The organism is Ruegeria sp. ANG-S4, from assembly GCF_000814005.1.
GTDB lineage: Bacteria > Pseudomonadota > Alphaproteobacteria > Rhodobacterales > Rhodobacteraceae > Ruegeria.
The window spans coordinates 333373-351340 of record NZ_JWLK01000005.1 but is presented as its reverse complement, the minus strand read 5'-3'; the positions used below and the strand labels follow the sequence as shown (position 1 = coordinate 351340).

The 17968-nt window shown below is 58.3% G+C and carries 14 protein-coding genes; 12 read left to right on the top strand and 2 right to left on the bottom strand.

Going from position 1 to position 17968, the window contains the following annotated elements; translation table 11 throughout:
- Positions 1-28 precede the first annotated feature (28 nt).
- From RA28_RS14690 to RA28_RS14665, 6 genes are all read left to right on the top strand, one after another.
- Positions 29-610 (top strand): retropepsin-like aspartic protease family protein, encoded by a 582-nt coding sequence (locus RA28_RS14690; protein ID WP_039530332.1) that lies wholly within the window; start codon positions 29-31, stop codon positions 608-610.
- Positions 611-669: 59 nt separating this feature from the next.
- Entirely contained in the window at positions 670-1287 is a 618-nt protein-coding gene (locus RA28_RS14685) for an ImuA family protein (protein ID WP_039530331.1), read from the top strand.
- Positions 1288-1510: 223 nt separating this feature from the next.
- On the top strand, positions 1511-2266 hold the full coding sequence (locus RA28_RS14680) for an SDR family oxidoreductase (RefSeq protein ID WP_039530330.1): 756 nt from the start codon (positions 1511-1513) through the stop codon (positions 2264-2266).
- Between the two features lie 183 nt (positions 2267-2449).
- Positions 2450-3664 (top strand): MFS transporter, encoded by a 1215-nt coding sequence (locus RA28_RS14675; protein WP_039530329.1) that lies wholly within the window; start codon positions 2450-2452, stop codon positions 3662-3664.
- Positions 3661-4257, top strand: a complete 597-nt coding sequence (locus RA28_RS14670; RefSeq protein ID WP_039530328.1) for a YceI family protein — start codon at positions 3661-3663, stop codon at positions 4255-4257. The genes RA28_RS14675 and RA28_RS14670 overlap by 4 nt, the downstream gene beginning before the upstream one ends.
- A gap of 79 nt (positions 4258-4336) precedes the next feature.
- The gene (locus RA28_RS14665; protein ID WP_039530325.1) at positions 4337-5557 is read left to right on the top strand and encodes an MFS transporter; all 1221 of its coding nucleotides are present in this window, start codon (positions 4337-4339) and stop codon (positions 5555-5557) included.
- A 34-nt stretch (positions 5558-5591) separates the two neighbouring features.
- Here the strand turns inward: RA28_RS14665 and RA28_RS14660 are convergent, their stop codons facing one another.
- Positions 5592-7259 carry a flotillin family protein gene (locus tag RA28_RS14660; RefSeq protein WP_039530323.1) on the bottom strand — a complete coding sequence of 556 codons (1668 nt, stop codon included), beginning with the start codon at positions 7257-7259 and terminating at the stop codon, positions 5592-5594.
- Between the two features lie 33 nt (positions 7260-7292).
- Entirely contained in the window at positions 7293-8009 is a 717-nt protein-coding gene (locus tag RA28_RS14655; RefSeq protein ID WP_039530320.1) for an OB-fold-containig protein, read from the bottom strand.
- A gap of 257 nt (positions 8010-8266) precedes the next feature.
- On the opposite strand from RA28_RS14655, the gene metG reads away from it, so the two are divergent.
- From metG to RA28_RS14625, 6 genes are all read left to right on the top strand, one after another.
- The gene (metG, locus tag RA28_RS14650) at positions 8267-9985 is read left to right on the top strand and encodes a methionine--tRNA ligase (RefSeq protein ID WP_039530318.1); all 1719 of its coding nucleotides are present in this window, start codon (positions 8267-8269) and stop codon (positions 9983-9985) included.
- Positions 9986-10265: 280 nt separating this feature from the next.
- Positions 10266-11432, top strand: a complete 1167-nt coding sequence (locus RA28_RS14645; protein WP_039530316.1) for an efflux RND transporter periplasmic adaptor subunit — start codon at positions 10266-10268, stop codon at positions 11430-11432.
- A gap of 3 nt (positions 11433-11435) precedes the next feature.
- Complete coding sequence (locus tag RA28_RS14640; RefSeq protein ID WP_039530314.1) at positions 11436-14573, top strand: efflux RND transporter permease subunit; 3138 nt, start codon at positions 11436-11438, stop codon at positions 14571-14573.
- A gap of 307 nt (positions 14574-14880) precedes the next feature.
- Positions 14881-15237, top strand: a complete 357-nt coding sequence (locus tag RA28_RS14635; protein ID WP_039530311.1) for a DUF3302 domain-containing protein — start codon at positions 14881-14883, stop codon at positions 15235-15237.
- A 21-nt stretch (positions 15238-15258) separates the two neighbouring features.
- Positions 15259-16404, top strand: coding sequence for an HlyD family secretion protein (locus RA28_RS14630; RefSeq protein ID WP_039530309.1), 1146 nt, complete (start codon positions 15259-15261; stop codon positions 16402-16404).
- 11 nt (positions 16405-16415) lie between these two features.
- Positions 16416-17966, top strand: coding sequence for an efflux transporter outer membrane subunit (locus RA28_RS14625; protein WP_082029852.1), 1551 nt, complete (start codon positions 16416-16418; stop codon positions 17964-17966).
- Positions 17967-17968: the final 2 nt, after the last annotated feature.

Below are 17968 nucleotides of genomic sequence, written 5' to 3'. Positions count from 1 at the left end.
AATCGTGTGAACGGGTAAAGGTATTGGTATGGATGGCGATAGCATTGCACGTTTGGCGTATCTGAGCCTGCTTGGCGCAGCCGTCGTGGCTTGGTTCATTTCGCAAAACCGCGAAACGCTGAATAAAACGCTGCAACAGGCGATGGCGTGGGTCTTTATCTTCATTGGTGTGATTGCCGTTGTCGGCTTGTGGGAAGACATTCGCACGACCGTTGGCCCTGCCCCTCAGATGACCGTAACCGGCGAAACGATCGAGGTGCCCCGTGCACAGGACGGTCACTACTATCTTCCGGTGTCCGTAAACGGAGAACCGATCACGTTTCTTGTCGACACCGGCGCCAGTCAGATTGTCCTGAGCGAACAGGACGCGGAACGCATTGGCATAGACCCCGATCAATTGAACTATTTCGGCCGCGCTGCCACAGCAAACGGGGAAGTGCGTACCGCGCCCGTGCGTCTGCAAACGCTGACGCTGGGACCAATTACCGACACCAACGTCTCGGCCTGGGTTAACGAGGGTGAGTTGCATCGGTCGCTTCTGGGTATGGACTATCTGCACCGGTTCTCGAACATTCAGTTTGCAAATGGACGTTTGATTTTGTCGCGTTGATGGGTCGGCGGCCCAACTCGACGATTGAGAACAAAATAGGAACATGCTAGATTGGCGGCATGTCTACACATCTTCTAAGCCGTAAACCTGCACGTGAGGCACCGGGGATCAGCCTGCACCCGCAGATCACCCTGCAGCTGGCCCGTGTTCACGAGGCGTGCGGCCCCGCCCGCCGCAGCTTTGCCATGTGGCTGGCCGGTCAGGCGCGGGGGCCGGTCTTGTGGATTTCACCCGCATGGGAGCCGGGTCAGTTGAACCCAGACGGGATGATGGCCTTTGCAGACCCGGCCCGGTTCATCTTTGTCCGCCCCACCCGCGCCGAGGATCTGCTGTGGTGCATGGAAGAGGCGCTGCGCAGCGGGGCCATCCCGCTGATCATCGGTGACCTGCCCGGCGCGCCGGGGCTGACACCGGTGCGACGGATGCATTTGGCTGCTGAACAAGGTGGTTCGATGGGACAAGCTCAGCTGGGGCTGTTGTTGACGCCCGGAGACGGTGGTGCGCAAGGGGTCGAGACGCGGTGGCACATGGCTGCAAAACATCACGCAGAAGCCCGCCGCTGGACCCTGACCCGCCGCCGCGCCCGGGCCCTGCCCCCGATCAGCTGGCACGCCACCCAGACCAGATCACGCGCCGGACTGCATCTGAGACGCGTTGCGACCGAGGACACCTCCTGAGACAGCGCAACATCCTGCCTGGTCCGGATTTGGTCAAAAAACTCAACAGCGGAATTGGGTCATAGGCGGGCTAGGAAGCCCCACAGATTTTCGCAAGAGTTTCCTTCTCCGACCCGTTTCCTGCTCATTGAAACAAGGCCGTTGAACACCCGCAAGAAACGGGTCGTTCAGAACACCCCTGATTGCTTAGTCGATAGGCACGACACCATCGAAAGGCATCACTATGGAACTCGGAAACAAAACCATCATCATTACCGGAGCAAGCAGCGGAATCGGCGCGGCGGCGGCGCTTCTTTTTGCATCAGAAGGCGCAAATGTCGTTCTGGGCGCACGACGCACGGCGCAGTTGAGCGCGATTGTCGACCAGATTGCACAAAACAAGGGCCGCGCCGTCTGCCTGTCCGGCGACGTAACCGACGAAGGATATGCCCAAGCCCTTGTGGACCTGGCCGAGCAGGAATTTGGCGGCCTTGATGGCGCGTTCAACAATGCCGGGATCGTGGGAGAGATGGGGCCAATTCCCGAAATGGCATCCGAAAACTGGCAATCCGTCCTCACGACAAACCTAACCAGCGCGTTCTACGCCGCAAAAGCACAGATACCTGCAATCGAAAAACGAGGTGAAGGGTCCATTGTCTTCACCAGCACTTTTGTTGGTTTCAGCAACGGCGGCATGCCCGGTATGGGGGCCTATGCCGCGTCAAAGGCGGGTCTGATTGGGTTTGCCCAGTCATTGGCCTCTGACCACGCGGCAAACGGTGTACGCATCAACACGATCTTGCCGGGTGGGACGAAGACGGAAATGGCCGGCACAGACACAGCAACGCACGACTTCATCGCCGGATTGCACCCCATGAAACGTATGGCCGATCCGAAGGAGATTGCGCAATCCGCGCTGTTCCTGCTGTCGGATCGCGCAAGCTTTGTCACAGGGGCTCCGGTCGCGGTTGATGGCGGCATGGCGATACGGCTGCTCTAGGCATTCACCGTTTGCTGCTCGGCAGCCAATGGCTTCAGCCCTTTCAATCAACCCTCGGACCGCCACCAAATGACGCGCTCCGAGGGCGTGGGGAAAGCCCCCATACCCAAAAAATTTCCACACAATTTCAATCACAAAACTTGTGACTGGTAAAATCGCAATCCGCGCCCTAGCGTGGCGCCCATGAATCACGAAATACATGACAGTGGCTATTCATGGCTGCGCCTCGCAATCACACTTTTGATCGCAACAGTCGCAAATGTGGGAATGTGGGCGGTCATCGTCGTGATGCCCGCAGTCGAGGCACAGTTCGGCGCGGGACGGGCCGAGGCATCCATGCCCTATACGCTTGCCATGATCGGTTTTGCGCTGGGCAATATGTGGTTGGGCCAGTTGGTCGACCGGATGGGCGTTACAAAAGCGTTGATCGGGGCCGCTGCGCTCAGCGCCCTCAGTTTTCTGGTTGCGACGCTGTCACCGAACATGGTCCTTCTTTCAGTCGCACACTTGTTTCTTGGACTGGGAACTTCGATTGGGTTCGGCCCACTGATCGCCGACATATCCCACTGGTTCATGAAACGACGCGGCATCGCCGTGGCCTTGGTCGCAAGTGGCAACTACCTGTCGGGCGCAATCTGGCCCCTTTTGCTGTCCGGCATTCTGGTGCGGGATGGATGGCAGCAGGTCTATTTGACCCTGGCAGTCGTGACGTTGGCCGTCGTCATTCCCCTGTCATTGCTTTTGCGGCGTCAGGTTCCGGATGAGGCGCACGACGCGGCCGCCAGCAAAGCCCGGATCAACGCGCGTAGCGTCGGCATCTCACCTCGGGCACTGCAATATGTTCTGGGTCTGGCCGGGATCGGGTGTTGCGTGGCGATGTCCATGCCACAGGTTCACATCGTCTCTTACTGTGTGGGTCTGGGCTATGGTCCGGTTATCGGCGCAGAAATGCTGTCGTTCATGTTAATGGGCGGTGTTGTCAGCCGCATCGTATCGGGGTTGGTCGCCGACAAGCTGGGTGGAATCTACACTTTGCTCATCGGCTCGGTTTTGCAGTGCATCGCCCTCTTTCTTTTCCTGCCGTATGACGGTCTGGCACAGCTTTACGTTATCAGCCTGCTATTCGGTCTGGCCCAGGGGGGCATCGTGCCAAGCTATGCATTGGTTGTTCGCGAGTACATGCCACCGAAAGAGGCCGGTGCACGGGTTGGATTTGTCATGATGATGACCATCCTGGGCATGGCTTTGGGCGGCTGGATGTCAGGTTGGATTTACGACTTAACCGGAAGTTATCAATTGGCCTTTATCAACGGGATTTTATGGAACGGCCTCAATATTGCCATCCTATTGTTCATAATCGGGCGTTCACGACCCCGCAGTCAGGAGGTTCCGGTATGAGATTTCTGACACGGCGCTCGTTCGTTGCGGGCCTGACGGTCGCGCCTTTGGTTCGCGCCGCTGATGCCTCGGTCATTCCGTACGCACTGACCCAAAACGGCACGTCCGTCGGATTTTCCTTCGATCTTTCGGGAATTTCGCAGTCCGGCACCATGCCGATCCAGCACGCTGACATCAAAATTGACACGAAACGCTTGCAAAACAGCAAGGTCACAGTGGTTCTGAACGTCGCTGCTGCGCGTACCAAACTGCCTTTTGCCCGCGGCCCGATGCTGAGCGAGGATGTCCTGAATGTGCAAGAGCATCCCACGATCAGGTTCACCTCGACCCGTATTCAATTGGGCCCAAATGGCCGAATATCGGAAGGTGCGCTGATCACGGGTGACCTGACCGTACGCGGCGTAACGCGTCCGGTAACGCTGCAAGCGAGCCTGTACCGTCGCCCCGGCAGCGACGCGGATGATCTGAGCGCGCTCTCAATCCGTCTTGCCGGCGCGTTGGATCGCCATGCCTTTGGTGCCTCGGGATATCCTGACCTGGTTGACGATACGGTGTCGCTGGACATTCAAGCCGAACTTGTTCGCCAATCCTGATTGAAAAAAGACAAAAACGACGCTGCAAGGTCGAATTGTCACGCGCAATACTCAGCGATGCGGTAATGCTGCCGTTGTTATGCGCACGATCATTTCCTTTGCCGCCCTTTTTCTCTCGGTCATTCTTCTTCAACTGTCGACGGGTGGTGTTGGTCCGTTAGATGCGATCTCGGGACTGACGCTGGATTTTTCGACGGAACAGATCGGTCTTTTGGGGTCTGCGCATTTCATCGGGTTCTTTGTCGGTTGCTGGTGGGTGCCGCGCCTGATGGGCAGCGTCGGCCACTCCCGCGCCTTCGCGGTGTGTACAGCCCTTGGTGCGATGGGACTGCTGGGGCACACATTGACCGAGGATCCTCGGATTTGGGCGGTCTTGCGGATCGCTTCGGGCACCTGCGTCGCGGGCTGTTACACAGTGATCGAGGCGTGGTTGAACGCCAAAGTCACGAACAAATCCCGTGGTCGCGTCATGGGCAGTTATCGGATCGCCGATCTGGGGGCCTCTCTGTGCGCCCAGTTGATAATCGCTGTTCTGCCGCCGGCTTCGTACGTTTCCTACAACATCTTGGCGATCTTGTGTTGCGCGTCGCTGCTGCCGCTTACACTGTCACGGGCAAGCCAGCCCAAGACGCCGGACGCACCGCGCTTACGCCCAAAACTGGCCTGGACGAATTCCCCCCTTGCTGTTGCAGGCGTCATCGTTTCCGCCCTCAGTTCTGCATCTTTCCGGATGGTCGGCCCGGTTTACGGGCAGGAAGTCGGGTTGGGCGTCGATCAAATCGCCTTTTTCCTCGCCTCATTCGTTCTGGGCGGTGCCCTGGCGCAGTATCCGTTGGGCTGGCTGGCGGACAAATATGACCGGCGCTGGGTGCTTGTCTGGTTATCCGCCGCCGCCGTTCTGAGTTGCGGCGTCACCATGTTTGCCAGCGGTTCCGGCACCTTGGGCGTAATGCTGGCTGCCGGTTTCTTTGGATTGACGACCTTCCCGATTTTTTCGGTCTCGTCAGCCCATGCCAACGATTTTGCCACTGCGGAACAGCGCGTTGAACTGGCCGCAGCTTTGATGTTCTGGTACGCGTTGGGTGCGATTGCCTCGCCTTACATCTCATCCACGCTGATACAACAATTTGGGCCGGGCGCCCTCTTTGGCTTTGTGGCCGTGGGGCATCTTGGGTTGATTGTGTTTGGTGTCGCCCGAATGCGGTCGCGCCCCACCCCGGAGGCGCGCACCAACTATGTGTATGCCCCGCGTACATCCTTCACCATCGGGCGGCTGCTGAAAAAGTCGCGAGAAGACTAAAAGCAGGGCCGGGAGATCCCGGCCCCGTCGGGGTTTACTGCGTCGGCGGGGTTTCACCGTCTGCTACGTCGACAACGTCTACCGGCTCAGGTGTCTGTTCCAACGCCCCGTTCACAACACCGCCGACACCGTTTTCCATCGACAAACCAAGCTCTTCACCCAGCTTCTTCAAAGCGGGCATCTGAACAGCCATGCCCATGATCGAATCCAGTGCCTGATTGACCACCGGCTTGTCACCGCCGGCCGCACCGTTCTGGGCAGCACCGATCCCGCCGACCTGATGGATCTTGATCGAGTCGATCTTTTCGGCGGGCTTGACCATTTCCGCGATAATCGACGGCATGGTTTCGATCCGCGCCATATCGACCTTCATGCGGATCTGCTCGGCAGACAGCGCATTATCGGCCTCGACAATCGCACGCTTACCTTCCGCTTCGGCCAGCATGTCGTTCTTCTTGGCCTCCGCCCGGATGTTGAGCGCATCTGCTTCGGCCTGAGCCTCCTCCCGACGCGCCTCGGCACGGTCGGCGGCAGCCTCTTTCTCGGCCTGCGCCGACAGGCGGATCGCGGTGGCTTCACGTTCAGCTTCACGGGTCGCTTCGATCAACGCGATCTGCTTTTGACGCTCGGCCTCGGCCACTTCGCGCGCGGTTGCTACAGCTTCGGTTGCCTTCGTCGCCTCCGCACGGGCCAGATCGGCGGATGCACGCGCGCGGCTTTCCTCTTCGGATTTCTGCGCGATAATGATCTGACGCTCTTGCTCCGCAACCTCAAGCTCACGCTCTTTCGAGATTTCGGCCTCGCGGATTTTGCGCTCGCGTTCGATATCCGCGGCCCGGATGGCTTCTTCACGCGCGATACGGGCATGTTCGGTTTCTCGTACCGAGTCCTCGGTCCGAGCAGCAATCTCTGCCTCTTGCGCCACGCGCAGGGTTTCGACCTTCTGCGTCTGCTCAATCCGCGCCTGCGCCTCATCCTGCTCGATCAGCAGCTTCTGGCGCTCCGCTTCCATCGCGGCGCGGCGCACTTCGACCTCGGCCTCGGCATCGATCTGAGCGCGTTCTTTCTTGGACACCGCAATCACCTCGGCCAGCTTGCGCATACCCACCGCGTTGAAGGCGTTGTTTTCATCCAGGGCTTCAAACGGCGTCTGGTCCAGCGCGGTCAGCGAAACGGATTCCAGCGACAGACCGTTTTTCAATAGGTCCTCAGACACGGCATTCTGCACTTCCTGAACAAAGTCAGCGCGGTTTTCATGCAAACCGTCCATTGTCATCTGGGCCGCCACAGCACGCAGACCGTCGATCAGTTTGCCTTCGATCATCTCGCGCAATTGTTCGACGTCAAAGGTACGATCCCCGAGCGTCTGCGCGGCGCGCGCGATGCCCTCTTCGGTGGCCATGACCGAGACGTAGAATTCCACGCCCACATCCACACGCATCCGGTCCTTGGTAATCAATGCGGCCTCGCCACTGCGCTGCACCTCAAGGCGCAGGGTCTTCATGTTGACCGGGCTGACCTCGTGCAGAAGCGGCACGATGATCACACCGCCATCCATGATGACTTTTTTGCCGCCCGCCCCGGTTTTCACAAGGCTGACTTCGCGGGTCGCGCGTTTGTAAAGCCTGCCAAGAACAAGGCCTATGAACAGTGCAACGGCCAAAATGGTCGCAACTGTGGTTATCAGGAAAGTGAGTTCCATGCAAAATCCTCCGTCTTGGGGTTTGAAATTTCGTTAGTCCGACAAGCCGACCAGAACGAACCGGTCCCGCCGTCGGTCGCGCAGAACAAGGACATCCGTGCCCTGTTCCAGCGTGTCTTTGTCCTGCAGCGGCTCTGCGCGCAGGTAATGGGTGTTGCCGAACCGATCCATCACGCGCACTTCAGCCGGTCGTCCGCGCGAAGCAGTGCCTTGGGTGATGACACCACGGCGGCGGGCCAACAACCGTTCGGACATCGCCTGTGTCTCGGTTTTGGGTAACAAACGTGCAAAGACGCTGCCAAAACCGCGCGCGAACCACAGGCCGAACGCGCCGGCAGGGATCGCCGCCATCCAACTGGGCAGGTCGAAACCCAATAGGTCGCGCAGGGTCAGTTGCAGACCCATGCCAGACAGGCCAAAGCCCGCAAGCAAAACCGCCAGCCAGATCATGAAGGGCATTTTACCGATGCCAAGCCACGCAAGCGGACTGACCGGCGCGTCTGCTGGCATATCCGGCTCCAGCTCAGCCAACTCGAACTCGCCCAGATCGACATCCGCCTCGATATCCAGGTCAAAGTCGGCAGCATCCAAGTCCGGGGTATCGACCACGTCCAGATCAACCTCGCCATCTCCCGCCATCAGGCTTGCACCAAAAAGCAGCGCAATCAGTTCCAACCCCAAAAGGCCGAACAACAGCGCAAGCGAAATGGTAAAGGGCACAAAGGCACCCTCGAGAAAAAAGCTGAACATCAGCGGAATGTCCCCGTTATTGTATACTTTTGTATGCAATACAGATGGGAAGTCATTGCAAAGAATTCAAGAGGTTGTGATCTCAAACTTCGACCCTTTGAAGATTTAGCTGCGGTTTTGCACGAAATCCGAGCGCCGGATGCGTCAGGTTTTTCGCGTGCATCGCTGTTTAAAGTGACGTCAATATGAAAGCCGGTCTTTTGCTGCCGGAATACATAAGGTAGACGGGCGCGCAGTTAGATACGTGGAAACGAAACATGGCTCGGATTCTCATCACCTCGGCGATCCCTTACATCAACGGGATCAAGCACCTCGGCAACCTGATCGGTTCGCAATTGCCCGCTGATCTGTACGCACGCTATCAGCGTGGCCGGGGAAACGAGGTCATGTTCCTGTGTGCGACGGATGAACATGGTACGCCGGCGGAACTCGCAGCTGCGAAAGCGGGCAAACCCGTGGCTGAGTACTGCGCCGAGATGTATGATGTTCAGGCCGATATCGCCAACCGTTTTGGCCTCAGCTTCGATCACTTTGGCCGTTCGTCCAGTGAGCAGAACAAGAAACTGACCCAACACTTCGCGGGAAAACTGGATGAAGCCGGGCTGATCCGGGAAGTGACCGAGAAGCAGGTTTATTCCAACGCCGATGGCCGCTTCCTGCCCGATCGTTACATCGAGGGCACCTGTCCCAACTGCGGTTACGAACGTGCACGCGGGGATCAGTGCGAAAACTGCACCAAGCAGTTGGACCCGACCGACCTGATCAATCCGCGCTCGGCCATTTCAGGCTCGACCGATCTTGAGGTGCGCGAGACCAAGCACCTCTATCTACGTCAATCGGCGATGAAAGATCAGCTGGATGCGTGGATCGACAGCAAAACGGATTGGCCGATCCTGACCACCTCGATTGCCAAGAAATGGCTGCATGACGGCGACGGTCTACAGGACCGTGGCATCACGCGCGATCTGGACTGGGGTGTTCCGGTCAAGAAGGGCGATCAGGATTGGCCGGGGATGGAGGGCAAAGTCTTTTATGTCTGGTTCGACGCGCCCATCGAATACATTGCCTGCGCCAAGGAATGGGCGGATGCGAACGGCAAAACCGATGCCGAGTGGGAACGCTGGTGGCGGACGGACAAGGGTGCGGATGACGTGCGCTATGTTCAGTTCATGGGAAAGGACAACGTGCCCTTTCACACGCTGTCGTTCCCGGCGACGATCCTGGGATCGGGCGAGCCGTGGAAGTTGGTCGACCACCTGAAATCGTTCAACTACCTCAACTATGATGGCGGCCAGTTCTCGACCTCTCAGGGGCGCGGCGTGTTCATGGATCAGGCACTGGAAATCCTGCCCGCCGATTACTGGCGCTGGTGGCTTCTGAGTCACGCGCCCGAAAGCAGCGACAGTGAATTCACGTGGGAGAATTTCCAGCAATCGGTAAACAAGGATTTGGCCGACGTGTTGGGCAACTTTGTCAGCCGTATCACCAAGTTCTGCCGGTCAAAATTCGGCGAAGCCGTTCCGGAAGGCGGCACGTATGGCGAGCGCGAACAAGCCTTGATCGCGGAACTGACCAAACGTGTGCGGGCTTATGAAGGTTTCATGGAGGCGATGGAGGTTCGCAAATCCGCTCAGGAATTGCGGGCGATCTGGGTTGCCGGGAACGAATACCTGCAGGCAGCGGCCCCCTGGTCGACCTTTAAGGAAGACCCTGAGCAGGCAGCTGCGCAGGTTCGGCTGGGCCTCAACCTGATCCGGCTTTACGCCGTCCTGAGCGCACCGTTCATCCCCGATGCCTCGGCTCGGATGCTGAGCGCGATGAACACGCTGGACACCAGCTGGCCCAAAGACGTTGACGGCGCCCTGAGCGCCCTGCCCGCCGGCCACGAATTCACGGTTCCCGATGTTCTGTTCGCCAAAATAGCGGATGAACAGCGCGAGGATTGGCAAACGCGTTTTGCCGGAATTCGCACCTGATTTGTCAGGTTCCGCGCGAATGGGACCGGGGGCCTGAATTGTCCCCGGACTTATTGCTTTAAACGACTGAACGGCTGCGCGGGCCCGATGCGCCGCCGGGGTGAGCCGCTATAAGTGTGCCACCACAAATAGAAAATTGCGCAGCGTCTGAATTGATCGAGTATTCATCGCGCTTGAGAAATTCGGGCAAAACGGCCATCCTGATCTCAAAACAAAACGACTCGTCCGGGTGGCAAAGCTGTTCGGGCGCGGGATTAATAGTTTGAACGGGGCGTTCACCATGTCATTTGCTTTCCTGAACTCGATACTCAGCCATTGCAGGCCATCCGGGGTGCTTGCGCTTGCGGTCAGCCTTGGGTCTGCCCAATTTGCTGTGGCACAGGATCAAACTGACGCCGCCCCCCCAAAGGTTTCAATCGCCGCCGCCTATACCGAAGAGATCACGGACGAGGCCGTGTTCATTGGCCGGGCAGAAGCGATCAACAAGGTCGACATCGTCGCGCGGGTGAACGGCTTTTTGGAAACGCAAAACGTGCAGGACGGGGCGTTGGTTACGAAAGACGACCTGCTGTTCACCATCGAGCCCGACCTTTATCAGGCCACGCTTGATGCGCGTAAAGCGGATTTGGACCGGGCCGAGGCCAATCTGGAACTGGCCAAGGTCGATTTGGCCCGAAAGGAAGAACTGTATCGGCGCGATGCCACACCCGAGTCGGAACGCGACATCGCCCGCGCAAATGAGCTGGTGGCCGAGGCCGAAGTCAAAGCGGCCAATGCCGCGATCCAGCAGGCCGAACTTGATCTGAGCTACACCGAGATACACGCGCCATTCGACGGACGGATCGGGCGCGTTACAACCAGCGTTGGCGACGTCGTAGGCCCGACCAACCCGCCGCTGGTCAATCTGGTCAGCGAAGCACCGATCTATGTCAATTTCTCCTTGAATGAAAAGCAGTTCACCTCGGTTCTCGAGCAGTATGGCGAAAACGCCGCCTCGTTGGCGGAAAGCAACAAAAGCCCCAACGTTCACGTGACCCTGCCCAATGGCACCGATCTGGATGAAACAGGCGAAATCGTCTTTGTGGACAACCGGATCGACCCGCTGACCGGGGCCATAACCGTGCGTGCCGAATTCGAGAACACGGATCGACTGATCATCGACGGCGCGTTCCTCAGCGTCCAGATCGAAGCGCTGGAGCCGACATTGCAGGTTCTGATCCCGCAAGCAGCGCTGCAACGCGACCAACGCGGCGATTTCGTGTTGGTCGTCAATGACAAACAGATGGTCGAACAGCGTTACATCACCACCGGCGACAACGTCGGGTCGGCCGTCATTGTGCTGGACGGTTTGCGCGAAGGTGAAAGCGTGATTGTCGAAGGTTTGCAAAGGGTTCGTCCGGGTGTTGCCGTTGATGCGGTTGTCGCCTCTGAACAGCCGGGAGAATAACGGATGTTCTCAGCCCTGTTCATCAGCCGGCCCAAGCTGGCGCTTGTTATTTCGCTTGTTCTGACAATCATGGGCGGCATCGGTTATCTGGTTCTGCCCGTCGCCCAGTTCCCTGACATCACGCCGCCTGTCGTCAGTGTGACGACCACTTATACCGGCGCCAATGCCGAGACGGTTGAGAACACCGTTGCCGCACCCATCGAGGCGCAGGTGAACGGTGTCGATGACATGATCTACATGACGTCTACGTCATCGGATAACGGGTCTTACTCGCTGAATGTAACGTTCGAAGTCGGCACCGACCCGGATATCGCCTCGGTCAACGTGCAGAACCGCGTGGCTCAGGCCATGTCATCTCTGCCGACCGAGGTTACCTCCTCTGGTGTTGTCACGCAAAAAGCATCGACCAACATGCTTTTGCTCGTGACGCTGACCTCGCCCAACGGCACCTATGACAGCGTTTTCCTGTCCAACTATGCCTCGATCAACCTCAAAGACGCGCTGGCGCGGGTTCAGGGTGTCGGTAAAGCGGATGTTCTGACAAATCTGGAATATGCCATGCGGATCTGGATGGATCCGGACAAAATGGCCGCACTTTCGATCACGCCGGGCGATGTCATCAACGCCATTCGCGAGCAAAACATCGAAGTTTCCGCCGGATCGATTGGCTCACCTCCGGTTCCGGAAGGACAGACCTTTCAATACACCATCAAGACCAAGGGCCGCCTGACGTCTGCGGCAGAGTTTGGCGAAATCGTTATTCGCACCGGAGACGCCGGGTCAATCGTCCGGGTTCGCGATATTGCGCGGGTTGAACTTGGCGCACAGTTCTATTCGGCGTCGGGCTATTTCCAGGCGGTACCGGCCACCGTTATCGGCATTTATCAGGCCCCCGGCGCAAATGCGCTTGCGGTGTCTGAGCGTGTGCAAGCCGAGTTGGAACGCCTTTCCCGATCTTTCCCGACAGATGTGGAGTACCAGGTCCCGTTCAACACCACCGACTTTGTCGAGCAATCGCTGAGTGACGTGGTATCAACGCTGATCCTGACCTTCATTCTGGTTATCTCGGTCGTGTTCGTCTTCTTAGGCAGTTGGCGGGCGACAATCATTCCGGCGGTGGCGATCCCGGTCTCGCTGATTGGGACATTCGCCTTTCTGTTGCTGTTCGGGATGTCGCTGAACACAATCTCGCTGTTTGCGCTGGTTCTGGCCATCGGCATCGTGGTTGATGATGCCATTGTGGTCGTCGAAAACGTCGAACGTATCATTGCGGATGAGGGCCTGCCCCCCGCCGAGGCAACCCGCAAGGCAATGGGACAGATCACCGGGCCGGTCATCGCGACCACGCTGGTTCTGCTGGCGGTCTTCGTGCCGGTGACCTTCATGCCGGGTATCTCGGGTCGGCTCTATTCACAATTCGCGGTCACGATCTCGACCGCAGTTGTGATCTCTTCGATCAACGCGCTGACGCTGTCTCCCGCCCTGTGCGGGTTGGTTCTGCAGGCGCGGTCTGGCCCGCCCAAAGGGCTGCTGGCCTTGTTCGAAAAGTTCATCGGAACGGTGCGCGGTGGCTATGTTGCGATTGTGCGCAAACTGCTGATCCTGCCGGTGATTTCGCTGGGTATCATCGCAGCCCTCGCCGCGGGCACCGGAACGATCATGTCAAACACGTCAAGCGGCTTCATCCCGTTGGAGGACAACGGGTATCTGTTTGTCGACATCCAGCTTCCCGACGCGGCCACGCTGGAGCGAACCGAGACGGTAACCGCGCGGCTGGACGACGAAATTCGTCAGATCCCGGGTGTGGCCAGTACGGTTCTGGTCAACGGCTATTCACTGTTGAACGGCACAACGACCAACGGCGCCGCGATCTTTGTCAACCTGACCAACTGGGATGAACGCCAGGAAGAAGACCTGAGCGCCGATGCAATCCTTGGCAAGGTTCTGGCCATCGCCAACGCTGAATCTGCTGCCTCGATCGTTGCTTTCAACCCCCCGCCCATTCAGGGCCTTGGGATGTCGGCCGGCGTCGAGATGGAAGTACAACAGACCGGAGGAGGAACGCCGCAGGATCTGGCCTCGGCCGTGGGATCTTTCGTCTATGCGGCCAACCAACGACCCGAAATTGGCCAGGCCTACACGACGTTCCGGGCCAACGTACCGCAGCTGTTCGTCGACCTTGACCGGGAAAAGGCGAAGACACTGCAGGTTTCGGTGGCCGAGATTTTCCAGACCATGCAGGCTCAGCTTGGGTCCTACTACGTGAACGACTTTAACCTCTTTGGCCGTGTCTATCGCGTGATGATTCAGGCCGACGGCTCGTACCGCGACAATGTCGAGGACATCTCGAACCTTTACGTGCGGTCGACAAAAGGCGAGATGGTGCCGCTTGGCACGCTGATCGACGTCGAAAATGTCCTGGGTCCGGTTCTTCTGAAACGGCACAATCTGTTCCGGTCGGCCACGGTGACCGCTGTGCCCGCCGAAGGACTGTCAACGGGTGATGCGATCAATGTGATGACCGAGGAATCGTCCACCGCCCTGCCGCCCGGCTATGCCTTTGAATGGACGGGGACCGCGCAACAGCAATTGGCGTCAGGTGGGCTCGTCATCGTCATTCTCGGACTGGCGATCCTGTTTGGCTATCTGTTCCTCGTCGGGCAATACGAAAGCTGGACCATGCCGGTTTCCATTCTGCTGTCCGTTATCGTGGCCTTGTTCGGCGCTGTGGCGGCTGTTGCCGTCGTTGGGAGTGACATCAACCTGTATACCCAGATCGGGATGATCATGCTGGTCGGGTTGGCCTCGAAAAACGGCATTCTCATCGTCGAATTCGCAATGGAACAAAGGGCCAAGGGATTGTCGATCAAAGACGCCGCTGCAGAGGCCGCGTTCCAACGTTTCCGCGCCGTTATGATGACGGCACTGTCCTTCCTTTTAGGTGTAGTACCCCTGTTGGCGGCAAGTGGGGCCGGCGCGGCCAGCCAAAAGGCAATCGGTGTGGCGGTGTTTGGCGGAATGCTGGCTGCAACGCTTGTGGGCGTCATCCTTGTGCCTGTCCTTTATGCCGTGATGCAAGGACTGCGCGAATGGATCAAGGGCAGCAAAGGCGGACCTGAACCCGCCGATGAGGCCGCCTGAACATATGCTTAAATTCATCAAACGCCCCACCTAACACGTGGGGCGTTTTTTTTGTCTGCATCCGTCAATGACGTCGCATCTGCCTCACCTGTGTGGCCGAAATCTTAACGCTCTGGCGCCTTGTCAGACACATTTGGTCCTGACACTATAAAACCGACCGCCAATTGGCGCGTGGTACGGTTCGAGAATACCAGCCAAGGTTGCGGTCCAACCGGTTGCACGGACTTGCCGACAGGCCATAAACTGATTGACGAACCGGGCACCAACAATTGAGGATAGGACAACCTTCCCAACAGGAGGCGCGAGCATGGGACTTTTGGGACAGCCACTCGGCTACTACGATTACCTGACATTCGTGGCACTGATCTTGCTGCTTGCAGCAGTCATGGCGCTGTTTTTGTTCCTCATGGGTCTGCCGGGCCGCATAGCCATCAAACGCAACCACCCCCATGCCGAAGCGGTAAAGATCATGGGCTGGATGGGCTTTCTGGCCGTTGTCCCTTGGGTCCATGCTTTCATGTGGGCCTTCCATGACGGCGTAACCGTCGATATGCGCCGGGGAACAGACGAAGAAAAAGAGGCCATTCGCAAGGAAATCGAGCGGTTGGGCGGAACGGTGAAGGACGAATACCTGCCCAAATCCGATGACGCAGAAAAGAGCTAAGCCCAAAGGAATTAAAGTAAAATGTTCGTCGCCCTGGGCATCACGCTCTTTTACATCATTTTCGTCTGGTTCATCTTCTTCAAGGCGCAATGGCTGAAATTCAATATCACCTGGGGCATTGTCTCATTCTGGGTTGGTGCGCATCTGCTGCTGATCTTTTTGGTCGCCTTGCGGTTCTTCCAGCCGTTTTCCGTCGACAGCCATGTTGTCCGCTCGACGATCCAGATCGTTCCCAGACTGACCCAGCCAACAATCCTGACCGAGGTGTTGGTGGAACCCAACACCATAGTGACCAAAGGCGATCCGCTTTACCGGTTTGACGACACAGTATTTTCACTGGCGGTTGACAATGCCAAGGCCCAGCTTGTGGCGGCCGAACAGAACGCGAAAATCCTTGAGCAAGACGTGATTTCATCGACAGAAGCGGTCGAGCGCGCAAATGCGCAGCTGGCTTATGCGCGGACACAACAGGCACGGTACGAAAACCTTGTGCCGGCAGGGGGTGCGCGGCAGGACGAATTGGACAGATGGAATGAACAGGTCACCGAAGACCAAGCCTCGGTCAATCAGGCCGAGGCCAATCTGGAAAAGTCGCAACTGGCGCTGGACTCACAGATAGACGGTGTGAACACCGGTATCCTTCAGGCACAGGCCCAACTGTCCGAGGCAGAGTATTTTCTGGAAAACACGACGATCTACGCGCCGGAAAACGGCATGATCGTCTCGCAACAGGCGCGTCCGGGTCTTGTTGTGGGTGACATTCGATTGGGTGCAATCGCCAGTTTCGTGACCGAAGACGCGCCCTACATCCTTGCGACCTTCCGGCAGCAAAACCTGAAATTCGTCGAACCCGGCCAGCCGGTCGAGGTGGCGCTGGACCTGTATCCCGGAGAGATCCTTTCCGGCAAGGTCGAGGCGATCTGGTGGGCCACGCGGCAGGGGCAATACTTGCCGTCAGGTCGCCTGCCCGGCTTTGAACTGCCCAAAATCCCGGGTCGGATTGCTGTCCAGATCACCGTGGATGTCCCCGAAGGTCACACTTTCCCGGCAGGTGGTCATGCAGCCGTGGCAATCTACACAGGCCAAGGCAAAAGTTTTGAGTTTCTGAGACGTATCAACATCCGCCTCTACTCGTTCGCCAACTTCATCCGGCCATTGGATATCTGAGGATGCGTGCCATGACACTCCACCGGTTGATGGGTACTGCCATATGCGCCGCAACTCTTGCCGCTTGCGCTCCGGTCGGGCCGGATTTCGTCCGCCCGAACTCTCCTGTGGTCAAACAGTGGATCGAGGTCAACAGCCCCAATGCCAACGCCAGCGGTTTGACCTCGCGCAGCGCTCCGGTCGTCAAATGGTGGGAAACGTTCAACGACCCGACGCTCAACCGGTTGATTGCCGAAGCTTATGCGCAGAACCTGAGCCTGCAGGTCGCCGGTGCCCGCGTTTTGCAGGCCCGCGCTCAACTGGGCATCGCCTTTGGCGAACTGTATCCGCAGTCGCAAGTTGCCGGAGGATCGATCGAACAACGCCGGATCAGCGAAAACCTTGGCCCCATCTCGGACATTCGGCGCATCATCCCGCTGGATACCGAGTTTTCAACGTCGCAAGTCGGATTTGATGCGCAATGGGAGCTTGATGTCTGGGGCGCGCAACGTCGCGGGGTTCAGGCCGCGCGATCCAATCTGGCGCTGCAGGTGGCCAATTACGACGATGCGCTTGTGACGCTGACAGGCGACGTCGCCGCAATCTACATCAATATCCGGTCGCTGCAGGAGGCGCTGGCCGTCGCCCGCGAAAACATCCAACTGCAACAGGAATCGCTGGACCTGACCGAGTTGCGCTTCAACAACGGTGTGACGACCGAGTTGGACGTGCAGGAATCCACCGCGCTGCTGAACAATACCAAGGCGCTCGTGCCCGAACTGCAAAGCGACCTGCAACAGGCCAAGAACACGTTGGCGGTTCTTTTGGGTACGACGCCGTCGCGCATGACCGGATTGCTTGGCAATTCCGGGCGTATCCCCACCGCACGGTCCAACGTGGCAGTCGGCGTTCCGACCGAGCTGCTGCGCCGCCGCCCGGATGTGCGGGCGGCGGAACTGGCGGCGGCCACGCAATCCGCCGAAGTCGGCATCGCGATGGCCGATCTCTATCCGCAATTCATCCTTTCGGGATCGTTCGGGCTGCAGGCGTCCGGCGGGCGGGATCTGTTCAGTTCCAACAGCGTCACGGGGCTGACCAGTGCGGGCGTTGTCTGGAACGTGTTGAACTACGGGCGGATCAAGAACAATGTCCGCGCACAGGATGCAGCCTATCAGGCATTGATCGCAAACTATCAGAACACCGTTCTGACCGCCTATTCCGAAGTGGAAAGCGCGATGGTCGCATACACTGAATCCCGCAAACAGGTCGCGCTGTACCAAAACAGTGTCGATGCCTCGCGCCGGGCTGCTGAAATCGCAGTTGACCAGTACCGGGACGGGATCGCCAGCTATTCCCGGATATTGAATACACAGACCGCGCTGCTGCGTTCTCAGGCGAACCTGATCGAGGCACGCCAACAGGTCTCGGCCAATCTGGTGGCCGTTTACAAAGGTCTGGGGGGCGGATGGCAGATCCGGCAAAACCGCGAATTCCTGCCTGAAACGGTTCTGGCAGAAATGGCGTATCGCACGGATTGGGGTGATCTACTGGAGCAGACTCCGACCCGCGCCAGCCTGAACTGATA

Coding starts and splice junctions, on each gene's coding strand:
- RA28_RS14690 (WP_039530332.1), top strand. CDS start 29: ATGGATGGCGATAGCATTGCACGTTTGGCGTATCTGAGCCTGCTTGGC.
- RA28_RS14685 (WP_039530331.1), top strand. CDS start 670: ATGTCTACACATCTTCTAAGCCGTAAACCTGCACGTGAGGCACCGGGG.
- RA28_RS14680 (WP_039530330.1), top strand. CDS start 1,511: ATGGAACTCGGAAACAAAACCATCATCATTACCGGAGCAAGCAGCGGA.
- RA28_RS14675 (WP_039530329.1), top strand. CDS start 2,450: ATGAATCACGAAATACATGACAGTGGCTATTCATGGCTGCGCCTCGCA.
- RA28_RS14670 (WP_039530328.1), top strand. CDS start 3,661: ATGAGATTTCTGACACGGCGCTCGTTCGTTGCGGGCCTGACGGTCGCG.
- RA28_RS14665 (WP_039530325.1), top strand. CDS start 4,337: ATGCGCACGATCATTTCCTTTGCCGCCCTTTTTCTCTCGGTCATTCTT.
- RA28_RS14660 (WP_039530323.1), bottom strand. CDS start 7,259: ATGGAACTCACTTTCCTGATAACCACAGTTGCGACCATTTTGGCCGTT.
- RA28_RS14655 (WP_039530320.1), bottom strand. CDS start 8,009: ATGTTCAGCTTTTTTCTCGAGGGTGCCTTTGTGCCCTTTACCATTTCG.
- metG (WP_039530318.1), top strand. CDS start 8,267: ATGGCTCGGATTCTCATCACCTCGGCGATCCCTTACATCAACGGGATC.
- RA28_RS14645 (WP_039530316.1), top strand. CDS start 10,266: ATGTCATTTGCTTTCCTGAACTCGATACTCAGCCATTGCAGGCCATCC.
- RA28_RS14640 (WP_039530314.1), top strand. CDS start 11,436: ATGTTCTCAGCCCTGTTCATCAGCCGGCCCAAGCTGGCGCTTGTTATT.
- RA28_RS14635 (WP_039530311.1), top strand. CDS start 14,881: ATGGGACTTTTGGGACAGCCACTCGGCTACTACGATTACCTGACATTC.
- RA28_RS14630 (WP_039530309.1), top strand. CDS start 15,259: ATGTTCGTCGCCCTGGGCATCACGCTCTTTTACATCATTTTCGTCTGG.
- RA28_RS14625 (WP_082029852.1), top strand. CDS start 16,416: ATGACACTCCACCGGTTGATGGGTACTGCCATATGCGCCGCAACTCTT.